This window comes from Achromobacter sp. SIMBA_011 (genome assembly GCF_046535435.1).
GTDB lineage: Bacteria > Pseudomonadota > Gammaproteobacteria > Burkholderiales > Burkholderiaceae_B > Achromobacter > Achromobacter dolens.
This window is the reverse complement of record NZ_JAWRWN010000002.1, coordinates 1,124,422-1,143,016: the sequence shown is the minus strand read 5'-3', so window position 1 is coordinate 1,143,016 and position 18,595 is coordinate 1,124,422. Positions and strand designations below refer to the sequence as shown.

Annotated in this window: 13 protein-coding genes; 11 read left to right on the top strand and 2 right to left on the bottom strand. The window is 68.1% G+C overall.

Annotation, left to right across the window (positions count from 1 at the left end):
- Positions 1–285: 285 nt before the first annotated feature.
- The 3 genes from SB816_RS12360 to folE all read left to right on the top strand — a co-directional run bounded on the left by SB816_RS12360 (position 286) and on the right by folE (position 3,011).
- Positions 286–1,713 (top strand): cache domain-containing protein, encoded by a 1,428-nt coding sequence (locus SB816_RS12360; protein WP_144657586.1) that lies wholly within the window; start codon positions 286–288, stop codon positions 1,711–1,713.
- Complete coding sequence (locus SB816_RS12355; RefSeq protein WP_006387204.1) at positions 1,710–2,366, top strand: response regulator; 657 nt, start codon at positions 1,710–1,712, stop codon at positions 2,364–2,366. The genes SB816_RS12360 and SB816_RS12355 overlap by 4 nt, the downstream gene beginning before the upstream one ends.
- A gap of 99 nt (positions 2,367–2,465) precedes the next feature.
- Positions 2,466–3,011 (top strand): GTP cyclohydrolase I FolE, encoded by a 546-nt coding sequence (gene folE / locus SB816_RS12350; RefSeq protein WP_026383761.1) that lies wholly within the window; start codon positions 2,466–2,468, stop codon positions 3,009–3,011.
- A gap of 74 nt (positions 3,012–3,085) precedes the next feature.
- Here folE and SB816_RS12345 read toward each other — a convergent pair whose 3' ends face one another.
- Complete coding sequence (locus SB816_RS12345; protein WP_244976947.1) at positions 3,086–4,018, bottom strand: DMT family transporter; 933 nt, start codon at positions 4,016–4,018, stop codon at positions 3,086–3,088.
- Between the two features lie 105 nt (positions 4,019–4,123).
- Between SB816_RS12345 and SB816_RS12340 the strand changes: the two genes are divergently transcribed.
- The 7 genes from SB816_RS12340 to SB816_RS12310 all read left to right on the top strand — a co-directional run bounded on the left by SB816_RS12340 (position 4,124) and on the right by SB816_RS12310 (position 11,638).
- Entirely contained in the window at positions 4,124–4,975 is an 852-nt protein-coding gene (locus SB816_RS12340) for a LysR family transcriptional regulator (protein WP_116792651.1), read from the top strand.
- A gap of 262 nt (positions 4,976–5,237) precedes the next feature.
- Positions 5,238–6,266, top strand: a complete 1,029-nt coding sequence (tauA, locus tag SB816_RS12335; protein WP_175146797.1) for a taurine ABC transporter substrate-binding protein — start codon at positions 5,238–5,240, stop codon at positions 6,264–6,266.
- A gap of 89 nt (positions 6,267–6,355) precedes the next feature.
- Positions 6,356–7,192: a taurine ABC transporter ATP-binding protein gene (locus tag SB816_RS12330; RefSeq protein WP_049074125.1), complete on the top strand. Its 837-nt coding sequence runs from the start codon at positions 6,356–6,358 to the stop codon at positions 7,190–7,192.
- Complete coding sequence (locus SB816_RS12325) at positions 7,185–8,012, top strand: ABC transporter permease subunit (protein WP_063583226.1); 828 nt, start codon at positions 7,185–7,187, stop codon at positions 8,010–8,012. Before SB816_RS12330 ends, SB816_RS12325 begins: the two co-directional genes overlap by 8 nt.
- Positions 8,013–8,180: 168 nt before the next feature.
- Complete coding sequence (locus SB816_RS12320) at positions 8,181–9,704, top strand: PLP-dependent aminotransferase family protein (RefSeq protein ID WP_410547059.1); 1,524 nt, start codon at positions 8,181–8,183, stop codon at positions 9,702–9,704.
- A gap of 190 nt (positions 9,705–9,894) precedes the next feature.
- Positions 9,895–10,890, top strand: coding sequence for a tripartite tricarboxylate transporter substrate binding protein (locus SB816_RS12315; RefSeq protein WP_054504290.1), 996 nt, complete (start codon positions 9,895–9,897; stop codon positions 10,888–10,890).
- Between the two features lie 28 nt (positions 10,891–10,918).
- Positions 10,919–11,638, top strand: a complete 720-nt coding sequence (locus SB816_RS12310) for a class II aldolase/adducin family protein (RefSeq protein WP_175143798.1) — start codon at positions 10,919–10,921, stop codon at positions 11,636–11,638.
- Positions 11,639–11,694: 56 nt separating this feature from the next.
- On the opposite strand, the gene SB816_RS12305 is transcribed toward SB816_RS12310, so the two are convergent.
- Positions 11,695–12,933, bottom strand: coding sequence for an MFS transporter (locus SB816_RS12305; RefSeq protein WP_343718940.1), 1,239 nt, complete (start codon positions 12,931–12,933; stop codon positions 11,695–11,697).
- Between the two features lie 254 nt (positions 12,934–13,187).
- Here SB816_RS12305 and SB816_RS12300 point away from each other — a divergent pair, with 254 nt between their 5' ends.
- Positions 13,188–18,521 carry a S6 family peptidase gene (locus tag SB816_RS12300; RefSeq protein ID WP_410547058.1) on the top strand — a complete coding sequence of 1,778 codons (5,334 nt, stop codon included), beginning with the start codon at positions 13,188–13,190 and terminating at the stop codon, positions 18,519–18,521.
- Positions 18,522–18,595: the final 74 nt, after the last annotated feature.

Here is an 18,595-nt window from a genome sequence, read left to right as displayed (position 1 = left end):
GCGTGAAACGCTTTTTTCGTCCCGCGGGTAGGCAGACTCATTGTTGTAGGGTGGCGGGCGCGAACGTCCGCACGGCGTCCGGTCGACGCGGGCGTTAGTATTTCGGTTTGCCCGGGGCGCAACAAGCGCGGAACTACGCAAGCCCCCTACGTGGTACTACGGAATGCGCCGCAGCATATTCCCCGCGGGAATCGTAAAATCGGCGGCGCGGACTCCTGTCCGGCGTGGGCCTTTTTCCCTTGATGCACCGCAACACGCGCATTCGGCGCTGATACAAATCCCCTGATGAAGCTGCGCCTGAAAATCCTGCTGCTGGCCGCCGTCCCCCTGCTGGTGGCGCTGGCGGCCATCGCCGTGGCCGTCTACGTGCAGGGCCTGCAACTGGCCCAGCGCGAAAAGGAAGTGGTGGAAAGCGCCTGGCTCGGCAGCAAGGAAAGCGAGCTGCGCCATTACGTCAGCCTGGCCTACAGCGCGATTGCCCCGCTGCAGGACGCCAGCGACGGCGACGCCGCCCGCGAGCGCGCGCTGGCGCTGCTGGCACAGATGGAATTCGGCCACGACGGCTATTTCTTCGTCTACGACCTGCAAGGGCGGAACCTGATGCACCCGCGCCAGCCCGAACTGGTCGGCCAGGATCTCTGGAACCTGCGCGACACCCGCGGCCAGCCAGTGATCCAGAACCTGCTGACGGCGGCCCGCCGCGGCGGCAGCCAGGGCGAGGCGGTGCACTACCAGTGGGAAAAGCCCTCGACCCACCAGATGGTGGAAAAGCTCGGCTACGTGGTGGTGCTCGAACGCTGGGGCTGGATGCTGGGCACCGGCATCTACCTGGACGACGTCGAGCAGACCCTGGCGCACATCGACGCCGCCGCCCAGTCCAACATCCGCAACATGTTCGCCTGGGTTGCCGGCATCGCCGCGGTCTCGATCCTCGGCGTGGCGGCCTGCGGCCTGGCGCTCAATATCAGCGACCACCGCCAGTCCGACGCCAAGCTGCGGTTGATGGCGCAGCAACTGGTGCGCTCGCAGGAAGACGAACGCGCCCGCCTGTCGCGCGAGCTGCACGACGGCATCAGCCAGGTGCTGGTGTCGATCAAGCTGGCGCTGGAGGCCGCCCGCGAACGATTGCGCCAGGCCCTCGGCGCCGAGCCGCGCGCGCTGGCGCACATCGACACGCCGCTGGGCGGCGCGCTCGACCGCCTCAATACCGCCGTGGGCGAAGTGCGCCGCATCTCGCACAACCTGCGCCCCACCCTGCTGGACGACCTGGGCCTGCCGGCCGCGCTGGAACACCTGGGCCGCGAATTCGTCGGCGCCAGCCAGCACGGCGCCGCGCCGCTGGCCGTGCGCCTGTCGACCCAGGGCCGGCCGGTGAAGCTGCCCGACGCATACGCCACCGCCCTGTTCCGCGTCACCCAGGAGGCCCTGACCAACGTCGTGCGCCACGCCGGCGCCCGCCGCGCCGACCTGACGCTGGCCTACACCGAACGCGACCTGCGCCTGACCATCCATGACGACGGCCACGGCTTCGACTACGCCGAGGTGCAGCAGGATCCGCGCCGCGGCATCGGCCTGCGCAACATGCGCGAACGCATGACCGCGCTGTCCGGCAGCCTCAGTTTCCATACCTCCGACCAGGGCACCACCCTGCAGGCCTGGCTGCCCTTGCCGCCGCCCTTCTCCGACGCCTCCGACGCTTCCCGACCCGCATGACCGACCCTGGCTCCCCCATCCGACTGCTCCTGATCGACGACCACCCGCTGGTGCGCGACGGCCTGCGCCTGCGCCTCGAGACCGTGCCGCACCTGCAGGTGGTGGGCGAAGCCGGCAACGCCGCCGCCGCCCTGGCCTTCCTGCAGGCCTGCCTGGCTGAGGACCCGCTGGGCGGCACCCTGCCGCAACTGGTGCTGATGGACCTGAACATGCCGGGCGTGGGCGGCCTGGAGCTGACCGCGCAGTTGCATGAACGCTATCCGCAGATCGCGGTGCTGGTGCTGTCGATGCACGACAACGCCGAATACATGGTGCAGGCGGTGCGCGCCGGCGCCCGCGGCTACCTGCTCAAGGACGAGCCGGCCCAGGAGATCCTGGCGGCCATCGACGCGGTCATGACCGGCCGCACCTACTTCAGCGCCGCCGTGTCGCTGCGCCTGTCGCAGGCCAGCGCCCCCGCCACCCTGCTGACCCAGCGCGAGCGCGACGTGCTGCGCCACATCGCCAGCGGCCACGCCAACAAGCAGATCGCCCAGGCGCTGGGGCTGTCGGTGCGCACCGTCGAAACCCACCGCCTGAACATCAAGCGCAAGCTGGGCATCGACGGCCAGGCCGAACTGATCAAATACGCGGTGGAAAACCGCGGCGTATAACCCCTCTGGCCGTCAGGTTTCCGGCTGCGAAGCCGGCCCGCGCTGGAGTAGACTTGCGTGTTCATCGCCATCGCCGGCGCGCAGCCCCCAGGAGTTCCCATGTCATTGGAAAGTCACTACACCGCCATTCTCGAAGCACTGGGGGAAGACCCGTCCCGCGAAGGCCTGGCGGACACGCCGGCGCGCGCGGCCAAGGCCATGCGCCACCTGTGCCGCGGCTACAACCAGAATCTGGAAGAAATCGTCAACGGCGCCCTGTTCACCTCCGACACGCGCGAGATCGTGCTGGTCAAGAACATCGAGCTGTATTCGCTCTGTGAACACCACATGCTGCCCTTCATCGGCAAGGCGCATGTGGCCTATCTGCCCAACGGCAAGGTGCTGGGCCTGTCGAAGGTGGCGCGCATCGTCGAGATGTACGCCCGCCGCCTGCAGATCCAGGAAAACCTCAGCCGCCAGGTGGCCGAGGCGGTGCAGTCCGTCACCGGCGCCGCCGGGGTGGCGGTGGTCATCGAGGCCCAGCACATGTGCATGATGATGCGCGGCGTCGAAAAGCAGAATTCGTCGATGGTCACCTCGGTGATGCTGGGCGAGTTCCACGACAACCCGTCGACCCGCGCCGAGTTCCTCAGCCTGATCCGCTGAAGCGCGCCTGGCGTCGCCCGGGAATGGCCGGCCCCCTCGGGACCGGCTTTTTTTGTCGGCGCACGAAGCGAGCGCTAGCGCGGTTCGTTCCGCACGACCATCCAGATGCCGCACGCAGACACGGCCGTGCCCACCAGCATCAGCCAGGACAGCGGCTCGCCGAACATGGCCCAGGCCCACACCAGCGTAACCGCCGGGCTCAGGTACAGCACGCTGGCGACACGGGTGGGAGACGAGCGCCGCAGGCAGATCCAATACAGGCCGTAGCCGCCCAGCGTCGACAGCGCCGCTGTCCACAGCACGCTCAGCGCGAACCCCGCGCTGGCAACCGGCAGCAGGCTGCCTTCCCTGCCCGCCAACGCGGCGAAAGCCACCGCCGAAATCGCGCATTGCACCCACAGATTGGACAGCAGCCCCATGGACGCAGGGGAATCGGCCTGCTTCTGCCACAGGGTGGCCAGCGCCAGCGACAGCATGCCCAGCAGCGGCAGGCTGTAGGTCCATAGGGGCGTCCCGCCCCAGGCCAGGGCATCGCGCGTGACCAGGACCACGCCCAGCAATCCCAGCAACAATCCCAGCCAGGCTTGCCGGCGCAGGCGCTGGCCAGGCAGCCCGACGCCCAGCAGCGCCGTGCCGATCGGCAAAAGGTCGGCGATCAGTGCGGCCAATCCCGCGGGCACCCCGTACTCAATGCCCTTGGCAACGCCCGCCAGATAGCCCGCCATCGCCAGCAGGCCGATGCCGGCGTGGCGCAGCAGCAGCGCCGGCGGCGTGCGTCGCAGCTCGCCCGCCACCCAGGGCAGCAGCGCGAGCGCCACCACCACGCAGCGCCAGAACACCACCAGGAAAGCCGAGGCGTGATCGATCGAAAAGCGCATGCCGACAAACCCCGAACTCCACGTCACGATCAAGGCGGCCTCCAGGACCAGCAGGGGCACGGCCGCCAGGGCGGCGCGCGGCGCCGTTCCCGGGGCGAATGTGGCGTTACGGGCGTCCCGGCGGGGCATGGCTGGCTTGCTCGTGGTGGGCGTCCTCATGCCCTTGACCTTAAAGCCAGGCCATAATCAAATAAATCAAAATATATTTGCCATCTGATTCATGAAATCAAAACCATGAGCGCCTCCCTGGATATCGACCTGTTGCGCACATTCCATGCCGTGGCCCGGCTGGGGCAGTTCCGCGCCGCCGCCGAACATGTCCACCGCAGCCCGGCGGCGGTCAGTGTCCACATCCAGCGGCTGGAGGCCGTGGTGGGCGGCCGGCTGCTGGAGCGCGACAACCAGTCGGTGACCTTGACGCCCCTGGGCCAGCGCGTGCTGGGCAGCACGGCCGAGCTGCTGCGCGTGCACGACCGGGTGCTGGGCGGTATCCAGGGGACGGCGCTTGCCGGCCGTATCAAGCTGGGCCTGCCCGACGAGTACGCGGCCCACGTCATCCGCGACATCCTGCCGCTGTTCGCCGCGGACTGGCCGGGCGTCGTGCTGGAAGTGACGACGGCGCCCAGCCTGGCGCTGCGCGACCAGGTCGGGCGCGGTCGCCTGCATCTGGCGCTGGCGGCGCAGGCGATGGCCCGGCGGCCGGACCCGCAGTCACTGGCCTCGACCACGCCGGTGTGGGTGGGAAGCGCCAGGCTGGGGACGCCATTGCCCGATCCCCTGCCCTTGGCCCTGCACGCGGCGCACTGCCCCTACCGGGAGGCAATGACCACCAGCCTGGATCGCGCGGGCCTGGCCTGGCGGACGATCTTGAGCAGTCCGTCGAGCCAGGCGGTCGAAGCCTGCGTCGAGTCGGGCCTGGCCGTCAGCCTGATCGATCGCTCGCGGGTGACAAGCGCCATGCGGGTGCTGGACACGCTGCCGGCCATTGCCGCGCATGAGATCGTTCTGCTGCGCTCGGCCTCGGCGCAAACCGCCCCGGCCACCGACCTGCTGGAACAGACCCTGCGGCGGCATTTCAGGCTCTAGCGCGACGAGCGGGATCGCCGGTCACGGCGAGACCTGACGGCAAGGGTCCGCCCGGCTCGCACCCTTGTTCCGCCCCCCCTCCCCCAAAAGACGTAGGACGCCCGGGGCCGCCGCCCCAAGGTGGGGCAACCCCCTTGGCTCCTATCGAATACGGCATCTGGCCCTAGCGCTGTGGCCCCATCCGGGCAAACTGGCACCACAGGCCGCACCGGCACAAGCCGGTCGCGTCGGGGCGCGGCCCATTCTCTATCGGAGATCACCCATGAACGCGTTATACCGCCTCATCCGCCGCGGCATCCTGGCCGGCCTGGCCGCCACCCTGCTGGCCGCGCCCGCCCACGCCCAGACCCGCCTGACCGTGGGCTACCAGCTCATCGTCGGCCCCTTCCTGACCGCCATCGCCGACGGCAGCTTCGATGCCGCCCTGAAAGACGCCGGCTACCAGGTCGACTGGCGCCAGTTCACCTCGGGCGGCGACATTTCCACCGCCCTGGCCTCGGGCAACGTGCCGGTCGGCGTGCTCGGCTCCACCGGCATCACCTCGGCCGCCACCCGGGGCGTCGACCTGCAACTGTTCTGGATCCTGGACAACATCGGCAAGTCGGAAGCGCTGGTGGCGCGCAACGGCTCGGGCATCAACGGCACCGCCGACCTGAAGGGCAAGCGCGTCGCCACGCCGTTCGTGTCGACCTCGCACTTTCACCTGCTGGTGGGGCTGGAACAGGTCTGGAAGATCAACCCGCGCGACGTGCGCATCCTGAACATGCAGCCGCCTCAGATCGTGGCCGCCTGGCAGCGCGGCGACATCGACGCCGCCTACGTCTGGCCGCCCGCGCTGACCGAGATCGAGAAGACGGGCAAGGTCATCGCCGACTCCGAAGCCATCGGCCGCGCCAGCGTGCCGACCTTCGACGGCCTGGTGGTCGATCGCGCCTGGGCCGCCAAGAACCCCAAGTTCATGGCCGCCTTCACCACCGTGCTGGCCAAGTCGTACGCTGCCTATCGCGCCAACCCGGCCGCCTGGACCGCCGATTCGGCGCAGGTCAAGAGCATCGTCAAGCTGATCGGCGGCAAGCCTGACGACGTCGCCACCGCGCTCACGCTGCTGACCTTCCCCACCGCCCAGGAACAGGCCTCGCCCGAATGGCTGGGCGGCGGCAAGGAATCGGGCGCCGCGCGCGCCTTCGCCGCCAGCGCCAAATTCCTCAAGGACCAGAAGCAGATCGACAAGGCGCTGGACGACTACAGCGCCCACGTCACCGACCAGTACGCCAAAGCGGCCGCCAAATAGCCGCGGCGAGACGCCGGGCGCGCCGCAAGCCGCGCCCGGTCCCGGCGCCCGCCTGGCCGCGGGCGTCGCACCATGCAAGGGGACCCCGCATGACTCCACCCGCCACGCCCGCCGCGCAGGCCCTGCGCGCGGACCACGTCAGCGTCACCTACCCCGGCCTGCACGACAGCGGACCGGTGATCGCGCTGCAGGACGTCAACCTGACCATCGAACCCGGCGAATTCGTCGTCGCGCTGGGCGCCTCCGGCTGCGGCAAGACCACGCTGCTGAGCCTCCTGGCCGGTTTCCTGTCACCCACCGACGGCGAGATCACGCTGGGCGGACGCCCCATTACCGGCCCCGGCGCCGACCGCGGCGTGGTGTTCCAGAAGCACGCGCTGCTGCCCTGGCTGAACGTGCTGGAAAACACCGAATTCGGCCTCAAGCTGCAGGGTGTGGACAAGGAGACGCGGCGCGCCCGCGCGCGCCGCAACCTGGAGCTGGTGGGCCTGAAGGACTTCCACCGCCACATGATCTACCAGTTGTCGGGCGGCATGCAGCAGCGCGTGGGCATCGCCCGCGCCCTGACCTGCGATCCGGCCATGCTGCTGATGGACGAGCCGATGGCGGCGCTGGACGCGCTGACGCGCGAGACCATCCAGGAGCTGCTGCTGGATATCTGGCGCCAGACCGGCAAGATGTTCTTCTTCATCACCCATAGCGTGGAAGAGGCGCTGTTCCTGGGTTCGCGGCTGATCGTCATGTCGCCGCGCCCCGGACGCATCACCCACACCTTCCAGCCGGACTTCAACCGGCGCTACCTGGAGACGCGCGATGGCCGCGGCATCAAATCAAGTCCCGACTTCATCGCCATGCGCGAACAAGTCCTCGGCATCATCTACGGCGACGAACTTGCCGCCGCCGACGCGCAGGCCGTCCATGCCTAGCGGGCTGGGCGGCCGCCGGCCCGCCGCGCCCGGCAAGGTGTACGGCGCGCCCGGGGCCGGCTACAGCGGCCACATCAGCCTGCTGACCAGCATCGCGCTGCTGGCGCTGTGGTTCCTGGCCACCAACGCCGGCTGGGTCAAGCCGCTGTTCCTGCCGTCGCCGCAGGCGGTGTACGGCAAGTTCGTATCCGCCATGACCGACGGCGTGGCCAACTCGACCCTGGCCGAGCATGCCCTGGCCAGCCTGACGCGGGTGTTCTCGGCCTTCTTCCTGGCCTGCGCCACCGCCATTCCGGTCGGCATCCTGATGGGCGTGAACCGCTACGCCCGGGGCATCTTCGATCCGCCGATCGAGTTCTACCGTCCGCTGCCGCCGCTGGCCTACCTGCCCCTCATCATCATCTGGTTCGGCATCGGCGAGTTCCCCAAGATCCTGCTGATCTACCTGGCCATCTTCGCGCCCATGGCGATCGCCGCGCGCGCCGGCGTGCGCTCGGTGTCGATCGAGCAGATCCACGCCGCCTACGCCATGGGCGGCAGCCGCATGCAGATCGTCTGGCACGTGATCCTGAAGGCCGCCATGCCCGAGATCTTCACCGGCATGCGCATCGGCATCGGCGTCGGCTGGACCACGCTGGTGGCCGCCGAGATGGTGGCGGCCGATCGCGGGCTGGGCTTCATGGTGCTGAACGCCGCGCAGTTCCTGGCCAGCGACACGGTCATCATGGGCATCATCGTGATCGGCGTGTTCGCCTTCGCGTTCGATCTGCTGGTGCGGTATCTGGAGAGGTTCGCAATTCCTTGGAAGGGACGGGTCTAGGACGCTCACCGTTCCATTTTTGCGCCGATACGCCCAAACCCTGCCCATCGACAGGGCAATCCCGCATTCCTTTTTTTCGCACGGCTACTCTATCCTGGGAGCGCGTCCCCGGTGTCGGCCGCTCCAGCGTGCCGACCGGGCCAGACGCGCCCCCTACAAGGAGCCGCCATGTCCAGCCAGGCCTCGATGCTCAAGCCTGTGTTGTGGGAACGCCTGTTCGAACGGGAAAGCGCCCCCAACCTCAGCCTGCAGGGCCGCGTGCGGCAGATGCTGGTGTCGGCGATCCTCAGCGGGCACCTGCCGCCCGGCGCGCCGGTGCCATCCAGCCGCTACCTGGCAGACCAGTTGCGCATTGCCCGCAACACCGTGGTGTTCGCCTATCAGCAACTGGTCAGCGAAGGCTACCTCGAATCGCGCGAACGCAGCGGTCATTTCGTCCACGACGGCGTGCTCGAAGGGCGCGCCGCGCCTCCAAGCATGGACAGCGGGCCCGCCTCGTCGGTCGACCACGTTCGCTGGGACGAGCGGCTGCGCTTTCGTCCCAGCCGCCAGCGCAACATCGTCAAGCCGCGCGACTGGCAAACGCAGCCCTACCCTTTCGTCTATGGCCAGTTCGACCAGGACCTGTTCCCCACCGCCGACTGGCGCGAATGCTGCATCAAGGCGCTGTCGGTGCTGGACATCCGCAGTTGGGCGCCCGACCTCATCACCCATGACGATCCCGCGCTGATCGAACAGATCCGCACCCAGGTGCTGCCGCGCCGCGGCGTGTGGGCCGATGCCGAGGAGATCGTCATCACCGTCGGCGCCCAGCACGCGCTCTACCTGCTGGCCGACCTGCTGGTCAACGAGGACACCGTGGTCGGCATGGAAGACCCCGGCTACCCGGACGCGCGCAACATCTTCGCCAGCCATACCCGCCACCTGCTGCCGCTGCCGGTGGACGACCAGGGCCTGCGCACCGGCACCCAACTGCTGGGCTGCGACTACGTGTTCGTCACCCCGGGCCACCAGTGCCCCACCACCGTGACCCTGTCGCCAGCGCGACGCGAGGAACTGCTGACGCTGGCGCGCCGGGCCGACAGCCTCATCATCGAAGACGACTTCGAAAGCGAAAGCCGCTGGGGCGACGGCGCCATCCCGGCGCTCAAGAGCCTGGACCGCGACGGCCGCGTCATCTACGTCGGCAGCCTGGCCAAGTCATTCGCGCCGGGGCTGCGCATCGGCTACATCGTCGCGCCGCGCGAACTCACCGCCGAACTGCGCGCGCTGCGCCGCCTGATGCTGCGCCACCCATCGGCCTATATCCAGCGCGCGTTCTCGCTGTTCATCTCGCTGGGGCACCACCATTCGCTGCTGCGGCGCCAGTCGCAGGCCTACCAGAAGCGCGGCGCCGAGCTCGCCGATGCGCTGGCGCGCTGGCTGCCCGACTTCACCGCCGTGCCCATCACCGGCTCGTCATCGTGCTGGCTCAGGGGACCGCAATGGCTGGACGCCACCGCGTTGGCGCAGGCGGCGCAGGCCGAAGGCGTGGTGGTGGAGCCGGGCCAGGTGTTCTTCATGGACGCCGCCGGCGCGCCGCGCAACTTCCTGCGCGTCGGCTTCACCTCCATCCGCGCCGAGCATATCGGCCCGGGCATAGAGAAACTCGCACAGGTGGTGCACCGCTTCCGCCTGCGGGCCGCCGCGTGAGGACGCCGTTCGCCGCGCCATCACGGTGAGGCCACGCCTCGCCTGACTGCCACCGATGACGGCGCCATAGCCCTGCGGGCCCATACAGCCATACGCGGCATCGTATGGAAAATAATATTTTTTCATTGGAACTCGCATGGCCGGGTCCAGATAATGGCTCCACATAAAAACACCATACGGAGACATCAACATGACCAAGCCACGCATGGCGAGGCGCTGGCGGCTGGGCGCCGCCATCGCGCTCGCGCTGGGAGGTGCGCCCGCGTGGGCCCAGGCCCCCTATCCCGCCAAGCCCATCACATTGATCGTGCCCTTCGCCGCGGGCGGCGGCGCTGACGTCGTGGCCCGCCTGGTGGCGGCGAAACTGCCGCAGCGGCTGGGCGGCCAGACCGTCATTGTCGATAACAAGCCGGGCGCCTCGGGCAACATCGGCGCTCAGCAGGTGGCGCGCGCGGCGCCTGACGGCTATACCTTCCTCTTGACCAACAGCACGCTGACGATCAACGCCGCGCTGCAGATGCGCGGCACGCCGGACGTAAAGAAAAGCCTGGCGCCGATCTCGCTGCTGGTTTCGGCGCCGGTCGCGCTGGGCGTGAACCCCGCCATTCCCGCCAGGACAGTGCCGGAACTGGTCGCTTATATCCAGCAGAACAAGGACAAGCTGAGCTATTCGTCCTGCGGCAACGGCACGCCCCAGCATTTCGTGGGCGAGTCGGTCAAGCAGATGGCCAAGCTGGACATCGTCCACGTGCCGTACAAGGGCTGCGCGCCCGCCATCAACGACGGACTGGGCAACCAGGTGCCGGTGCTGTTCAGCACCATTCCCAACCTGGCGCCCCACGCCGACGCCGGCAAGCTGCGGATGATCGCGGTGGCATCCAGGCAGCGGGTCTCGTTCCTGCCGAACGTGCCCGCCATCGCCGAGACCGCGCCCTTCGGCGACCTCGACATCTCCGTCTGGTTCGGCATCCTCGGGCCGCGCGATCTGCCGGCGGGCGTGAAAGCGAAATTCGAAGAGGCCGTAGCCGCGACGATGAAGGACCCGGCGGTGCAGCAGGAATTCCGCGACCGCTATTACGAGGCAGTCGAGACCGGCCCGGCCGCGATGGCGCGGCAGCTTGACGGCGATCTCGGCCTGTACAGCGCGCTGGCCAGCAGATCCGGCATTTCGCTGGACGCCCAATAGCCACCACGAACGACAAGGGAAAAATCACGTGAGCACCCCCACGCAACACCAACAGGTCATCGACGACCTGGTCACCGCCAACCGCATCCTGGCGCGTTTCGGCGTTCTTGACGGCTTCGGCCATGTCAGCGTCCGCCACCCGGGCAATCCCGCGCACTTCCTGCTGTCGCGCTCGCTCGCGCCGGAACTGGTGACCGCGCAGGACATCATGGAATTCGACGAGACCTCCGAGCCGGCCGGCGCGGACGCGCGCAAGCCCTATCTGGAGCGCTACATCCACGGCGAGATCTATCGCGCGCGGCCCGACGTGCAGGCCGTCGTCCACAGCCATTCGCCGTCGGTGATCCCCTATGCCGGATCGAATGTGCGCCTGCGCCCGATCTATCACATGGCGGGGTTTCTCGGCGCCGGCGCCCCGGTGTTCGACATCCGTTGCTGCTTCGGCCACACCGACATGCTCGTCAGGAATCGCGACCATGGCCGCGAACTGGCGCGGACCCTGGGCCAGAGCAAGGTCTCGCTGATGCGCGGACATGGCTTCGTCGCGGTGGGCGGCGACATCCCCGTGGCGGTCTACCGCGCCATCTACACCGAGATGAATGCGGCGCTCCAGCAGAAGGCCATCGGCCTGAACGGCGAGATCACCTACCTGTCCGACGAGGAAGCCGCCATGGCCGACGACATGATGGCGGGCGTCATGAACCGCCCCTGGGAGCTGTGGAAGAAGCAGGCATCCGGGCAGCCCTGATGGCCTCCGTGCGCCGGGCGTCGCCATGACGCCGCCCGGCGCGAACGCCGCGACGGTCAGCCCTGGCGGCCCCGCAGCAGCACCACGCCGATGATCGCGATGTTGACCGCGATCAGCGCCATCATCGCGGCCAACGCGAAGCCGATGCCGTGGCCGGCGATCAGCCTGCCCGCGACGTACGGAAAGCCGAACGCCCCGGCGAAGTAGCCCAGGGTGAATACCTGCGACGCCACCGGAATGGAAAGGTTCGACTCGCCGGCCAGGTTCACGACCATCGCGTTCAGGGTCGAATACGTCAGGCCATAGCCAGTGGCGAACAGCACGGTGGCGCCGACATAGAGCCAGACGCTGCCGGGGTTCAGCGCCAGCAGCGCGATGCCCGCCAGGGTCAACAGGAACAGGCACAGCGCCAGCGGCCGCAACGGCAGCTTGCCGATGAGCGAAGCCACCGAAAAGCGCAGCGCCACCGTAGTCAGCGTGAAGGTCAAGAAGAACGTATCCGGCGTCAACCGCAAGGGGCGCGCGTACAGGCTCTGGAAAGTGGACAAACCGGCAAACGTACAGGCGGACAAGGCCATCATCAGGACCGGCAACGCGGCCCGGGATCCCAGCACCCGCGCCATCGCCGGCGGCGTCAGCGCCACGGCGTCCAGCGGCAGTTGCGGCAGGCGCGCCAGCGGGCGCCGCAGCCGCCACGCCAATGCGGCCGCCACGGCGCTGAGCGCCGCATAGACGGCAAAGGCGAACGCGGCGCCGCCGAACCTGTCCGCCAGGAAATGGCCGAGCGGCGCGGCCAGCCCCAGACCCAGCATCTGCGAACCGGACAACAGGGTCAGGGCCTCCAGCCGGGCCGCCGGCTTCAGGCAATGGATCAACTGGATCGGCGCCAGCATGTAGAACAGCGCCCATCCCAGCCCCAGTAGCACGCCGCCGGCATAGGCCATCCCGATGCCGGCCGTGCCAACCACGGCAAAGCAGGCCATCGCCAGCGCCATGACCACCGCGGCCGCCGCGATCACGGGCAGGATGCCGGCGCGCTGCGCAAGCCTGCCGGCCGCGCCGGCCCCGATCAGTGTCGCCACCGTGCCAATGCTGATGACGGTGCCGGCATCGGCCGCGTCAAAGCCGGCCGCGCGCAAGGCATCGACCAGCAGGAAGCTGGCGCCATAGGCGATCGCCAGCGCCAGCGCCGCCAATAGATAAGGCACCAGCAGCCGCGCGGGCAATCGGTCGCCCAACAGGGCGGCGGCCGCGTGCGGCGCGAGGCATGGCGGATTGGCGCGGGGCGACGGCATGGCAAGCGGCGGGCGACGCATCTCTGCAAATGGGAGGTTCCAGGGTTGCAGAACATTACCAGGAATTCGGTCGCATCCGCTGGTCCGATGCCGTGAGGTTGAAGCCGTCTGATTTATCGACGATTGCGACGCCAGGCTCGCCAAACTCAAGTTCAATCCCATCCCACGATGCGCGGCCCGGCAAACACCCTTCGCCTGCTCGAGGCGATGCCGACCGCCCCCCCGATGCCCGCCCCTGCGCTCTCCATTGGCGCATGCCCCCTCTCCTCATGAACAAGATCCACTCGCTCAAGTACAACCATCAAAACCTGCTGGTCCCGGTCTCCGAAGTCTGCGGCGCGCGCAAGCGGGGCTCGACCATCGGCGCCACCCGGCGCGCTCGCGGGCAAGGCCGGCGCGCGGCGCTCGCGGCCTGCCTGCCCCTGCTGGCCGCCGCCCTCTTGCCGGGCGCGGCCTGCGCCAGCTACGTCAGCATCGACATTCCCTACCAGACCTACCGCGATTTCGCCGAGAACAAGGGGGCCTTCCAGCCCGGCGCCCTGGGCATTCCCATCCTCAACAAGGATGGCACGCTGCGCGGCCATTCAAGCGCCGCCATCCCGTTCATCGATTTTTCCAGCGTCAGCAACGATCGCGCCATTGAAACCCTGATCGCGCCCCAATACGCCGTGGGCGTGGCGCACAACGTCGATCACGACGAGGCCCGCTTCGGCGGCACGGTCTACTCGCAGGTCAGGAGAGACCCGCATCCCGACTATCATGCGATCCGCGATTACACCCAGGAATGGGATTTCGACCTTACCCGCATGAGCAAACTGGTGACCGACGTCGCGCCCATCGCCAGGTCCGTGGTGGCGCGGGCGCCGGTGCCGGCGCTGGACGGCAACGACAAGGATCGCTGGACAGAGGTGCAGCGCCAACAGTTTCCGTTGTTCTACCGCGTCGGCATGGGTATCCAGTTCGTCGGCCCGAATCCAGACCTGGGCGTCAACATGGCGGGGGAAGATCCCAACCCTGCCAATAAGCCCCTCAAGGACGGCGAGCACTATCTCGGCTATGCCTACCGATGGGCGACGGGCGGCATGGTGACGCCGACCTGGTCGAACGAGACTTTCGTCATCGCCCAGGGAGACAAGGGCCTGCTGCCGTCATACGTGGAGCAAGGCGACAGCGGCTCCCCCCTGTTTGCCTGGGACGCCGCGAAGGCACAATGGGTGGTCGCCGGCACGGCGGCGGACCTGAAAATGTCCGAACAGGGCAGCTACGTCTATTGGTCGCACCTGCCCGATGACTTCATCGACGGCATTCTCAAGAAGGACAACGATCCGGACGTCATCCACACGGCCGGCAACGGGGCGCTGGCCTGGACCTTCGACAGTACGCAAGGCACGGGCGCCCTGCAACAGACCGCCGGCCCCGCCTACGCCATGCACGGCTACAAGAAGTCGCCGACGTTTGCGCTGGCCAACAGCGCGCTGGACTTCCCTGGCCTGGATGCGGGAAAGAACCTCGCCTTTCGCACCGCGAGCGGCACGGGCGCGGGCCAGATCCGCCTGAAAGACTCGGTCAACCAGGGCGCCGGCGCGCTGACTTTCCACAACGACTACACCGTTTCCCCCGACACGAACCAGACCTGGATGGGCGCGGGCATCGACGTGAAGCAGGACGTCACGGTCGCGTGGAACGTCAATGGCGTAGCCGGCGACAACCTGCACAAGATCGGCGCCGGCACCCTGGCCATCGGCGGCACCGGCGTCAACCCGGGCGGCCTGCGCGTGGGTGAGGGCAAGGTCATCCTCGCGCAACAGCCAGGCGCTGACGACAAGGTCCAGGCATTCGCCGGCATCACCATTGCCAGCGGCCGCGCCGAAGTCGTGCTGGGCGACGCCAGGCAGGTCAATCCCGACCGCATCCAGTGGGGCGCGCGCGGCGGCGTGCTGGACATCAACGGCAACGACATCACGTTCAACCAGCTCGCCGACAACGCCCTGGACCATGGCGCCACGATCGCCAACCACGCCGCCCGAAAGGCCGGCGTGACGGTCAACCTGAGCCCGGTCGGCCCCGCTGCCGTCACCGACTACATCATCATGCCGTCGCGCGCGGGCACCGGATCGCGGGGCGACCTGTACAAGCGCGGCCTCAGCTTTTTTGTCTTGAAGCAGAACAGCTTCGCCACCGTTCCCTCCACGGCTTCCCAAGCCAGCGACGATTATTGGGAATACGCCGGACAATTCCTGGATCCCGCGCTGGAAATCGCGAATGCGCGCAAGCGGGAGTACTTTCCCCCTCGCACGGCATTCATTTTTGCCGGATCCCTGAAAGACAATCTCGACGTCGACATCGTCAACCAGGCGAACACGGCCTTCATCGCCGACGGCGACATTGCCATTGGCGACAACGCCGTCAGCGCGCGCCAGGGCGAAGTGGTTTTCCAGGGGCATCCCGTCATCCATGCCACCAATACGCCGGATGTCGCCCAGATGCTGCGGGATCTCGGCGATGACTCGGTCCTGACTCAATCCGTATCGTTCGACCAGCCGGATTGGGAAACGCGCCATTTCACCCTCGGCAAGCTGGCGCTGACGGACACCACTTTCCGCCTGGCGCGCAACGCCACGCTGCAGGGCGACATCGACGCGCGCCGCGCGCGGGTCATCCTGGGCAGCCCGTCGCTGTACATCAACAAGAACGACGGCGGCCCATTGGCGCAGGAACCGGAACGGGGCACCTCCATCGCCGCCAAGGATGCCGACAAGAGCAGCTACCACGGAAAGGTCACCTTGCAGGACAGTTCCACGCTGGAAATCCGCGAGAGATTCAACGGCGCCATCGACGCCCGCGGCAGCGCCGTCAGCGTGCTTTCCGATCAGGCGGTGCTGACAGGTCATAGCCGGTTCGCCGGCAGTCCCTTGACGCTGGAACGCGGCGCGCATCTCAAGGCCTCGGGCGGCTGGTACGACGACGGCGCCGTCACGCTGGCGGACGGCGCGGCGCTGACGTTGTCCGGCGCGTCCGCGGGCCCGGCCCATTACTTCACCCAGGCCATCGCGTTGCAGGGCGACAATGCGAACCTGTATCTGGCGCCGGGCAGCCATTCGTTCAGCGACCTGTCCAGCCCGGCCGCCAGCCGCATCACGCTGGGCGCCTCGGCCACGACCGACGCGCCGGAAACGATCTACGCGGGAAGCGTGAACGCGGCGCAGGCCAGCATGCGGATCCAGGAAAAGGCCCACTGGATCGTCACGGGCGATTCCACGCTGAAACAACTCCAGGCGACCCAGGCGCTGTTGAGCTTCGACGACATGACCCAGACCCGGAATGGATTCATGGCGCAGGCGCAGTCCGGCCCCGACGTGGCCGGCATTTTGTCGCCAGCGGCGGCAAGCCCGTCCGCCTACACGCTGACGGCCGACACCGTCGCCGCGACGGACAGCACGTTTGCCTTGCGGGTCGATCCGAATGGAGGCGATCATGACCGCCTGATTATCACCACCGGGCTGAGCGGCAGCGGCAACCGCTTGCGGATCACCGACTTCGGCGACCGCCCCGCCAGCGCCGCGCCAGTCGCGCGCGAAGACCTGTTGCTGAGCGCCCCCTCCTCTGCGCCGGCTGACCTGTTTCAACTGGAGCGGGCCGACATCCATGGCACGGCCAGCGCCAGCGAGGACACCAACCCGTGGCTCGGCGGCCTCGCGGTCAGCCATGACGGCGACCAGCGGCAATGGTGGTTCATCAGTATGCGCGGCGACGCCCCCTGGCGCTTGAGCCAGGATCGCCAGTTCGACGCGCTGCATTTGCCGACGGGCGGCCGCGTGGAGCTGTCCCGGCCCCAGGCGGCCGACTGGACGCCGCGCACCCTGCAAACCGGCACCCTGAACGCCAGCGGCGTGCATTTCGCCCTGACCGCGCGGCCCCAGGACGGCGCAAGCGACAGCATCCACGTCGCCACCGAGGCGGTGGGCGATGACAACAGCCTGGACCTCACGCTCCTGGTTCCTGGCGAGGTGCCGGACAACGCCAGCGGCAGTCTGCTGCTGGCGTCCGCGCCCGTGAGCACGGCCGACAGCTATTTCAAGACCGGTTCGGTCACGCAGGGCCTGACCGTCTACGTACCCAACCTTGAAATCGTCAGCACCGACACGGAGAAAAAATGGCAGTTGGCGTACAGGGCGGTTCAAAAACCTGCTGACCCGCCGGTCGAAAAGCCCGCCGAAACGCCAGAGATCGAGACGCCGCAGGGCGGCAACGACGATGCCAACGTCGATCCCGCGCCCGGCGGCGATCCCGACCCCGCCACCCAACCCGGGACCAACGACACGCCGCAAACGGACGGCAACGATGATGCCCCCGTCGATCCCGCGCCCAGCGTCAATCCCGGCCCCGCCACCAACCCCGGCGCCACCGACACGCCGCAAACGGGCGATTCCTCCGGCTCACCTGAAGCCCCCGGCGATACCGCCGCAACCGAACCCGCGCCACAGCCCGCCGACGATCCCGTCCTTGTCGTCACCCCGGATGCCGGCGGCGGCGCGCAGGCCAGGCCCGGCCTGTCGCTGTTCACGGCCGTGTCGTTGAGGCTGACCGAGCTGGACAGCCTGCGGTCGCGCGAGGAAATCATCAAGCGCCTGGGACAGGCGGGCGTCGCGGCGGACGAAAGCACCATCCGACAGATCACCGAGGTGCGCCGGCAGATCGACCGCACCGGCGCGTTGGCCAGCCTGCCGCGCGTCGCCTTCGTGCTCGAAACCAACCAGCTCGACAAGCGCCTGGGCGACGTGCGCCAGCTCAATGAAGACGCCGGACTCTGGATCAAGACCAGCCATGGACGGGCCGACTACCAGCAGATCCGCCTGAAGCACACCACGCTGCAATTCGGCCTCGACCGCAAGCAGGGCAGGCAGCTATACGGCATCATGGGCAGCTACACACAGGGTTCCGGCCAGGGCGAAGGCCAGTTGTCGGAGCGGCACACCACGGGCGGCATCGGTCTCTACTACGCCCTGATCCACGAGGACGGCCCGTTCATCGACGTCGTCGCCAAGTACCTGAAAACCAACCAGACCTACCAGTTCCCGGGCCAACTGGACATTGGCGCGCGGAGTGCGCGCTCGACCTCGCTGCTGGCCAGCGTGCAGGCGGGATGGCGGCAGAACCTGTTCAACGGCAGCGCCTTCATCGAGCCATCGGCCGAAGTCGTCGCGGGCGCCACCAGCGGCTACACCCTGCATGGCGGCAAAGACAGCGTCGATGTGCGCGTCAATGCCAGCCGGCCGGTCTACGCCAAGATCGGCGCGGCCGTCGGCCTGAACCTGCAGTCCGATGAGCAACAGGCGCTGGCCGTGTCCGCCGGATTGTTCCGGCTGCAGAACCTGCGGCGCGGCGGCAGCGTCGACATCGTGAACAACGGCAATCCGGACGACGTGCTGCGCAAGCCGATGGCGGACGACAGCCGCTATCTGGTGAACCTGTCGCTGAACGCCAGGCTGTCCGCCAACTGGCGCCTCTACAGCCAGGTGGAAAGCAGTTTCGCCGGCAAGCTCAAGCACGACTACAACGGCCAGATCGGCGTGCGCTATCAGTTCTGAGCGCGCCCCTTTCTGAACGCGGCCCACCGCGCCCGGCCCGGCTTCGCCGATGGTCCGGGCGCGTTCCGCGCCAC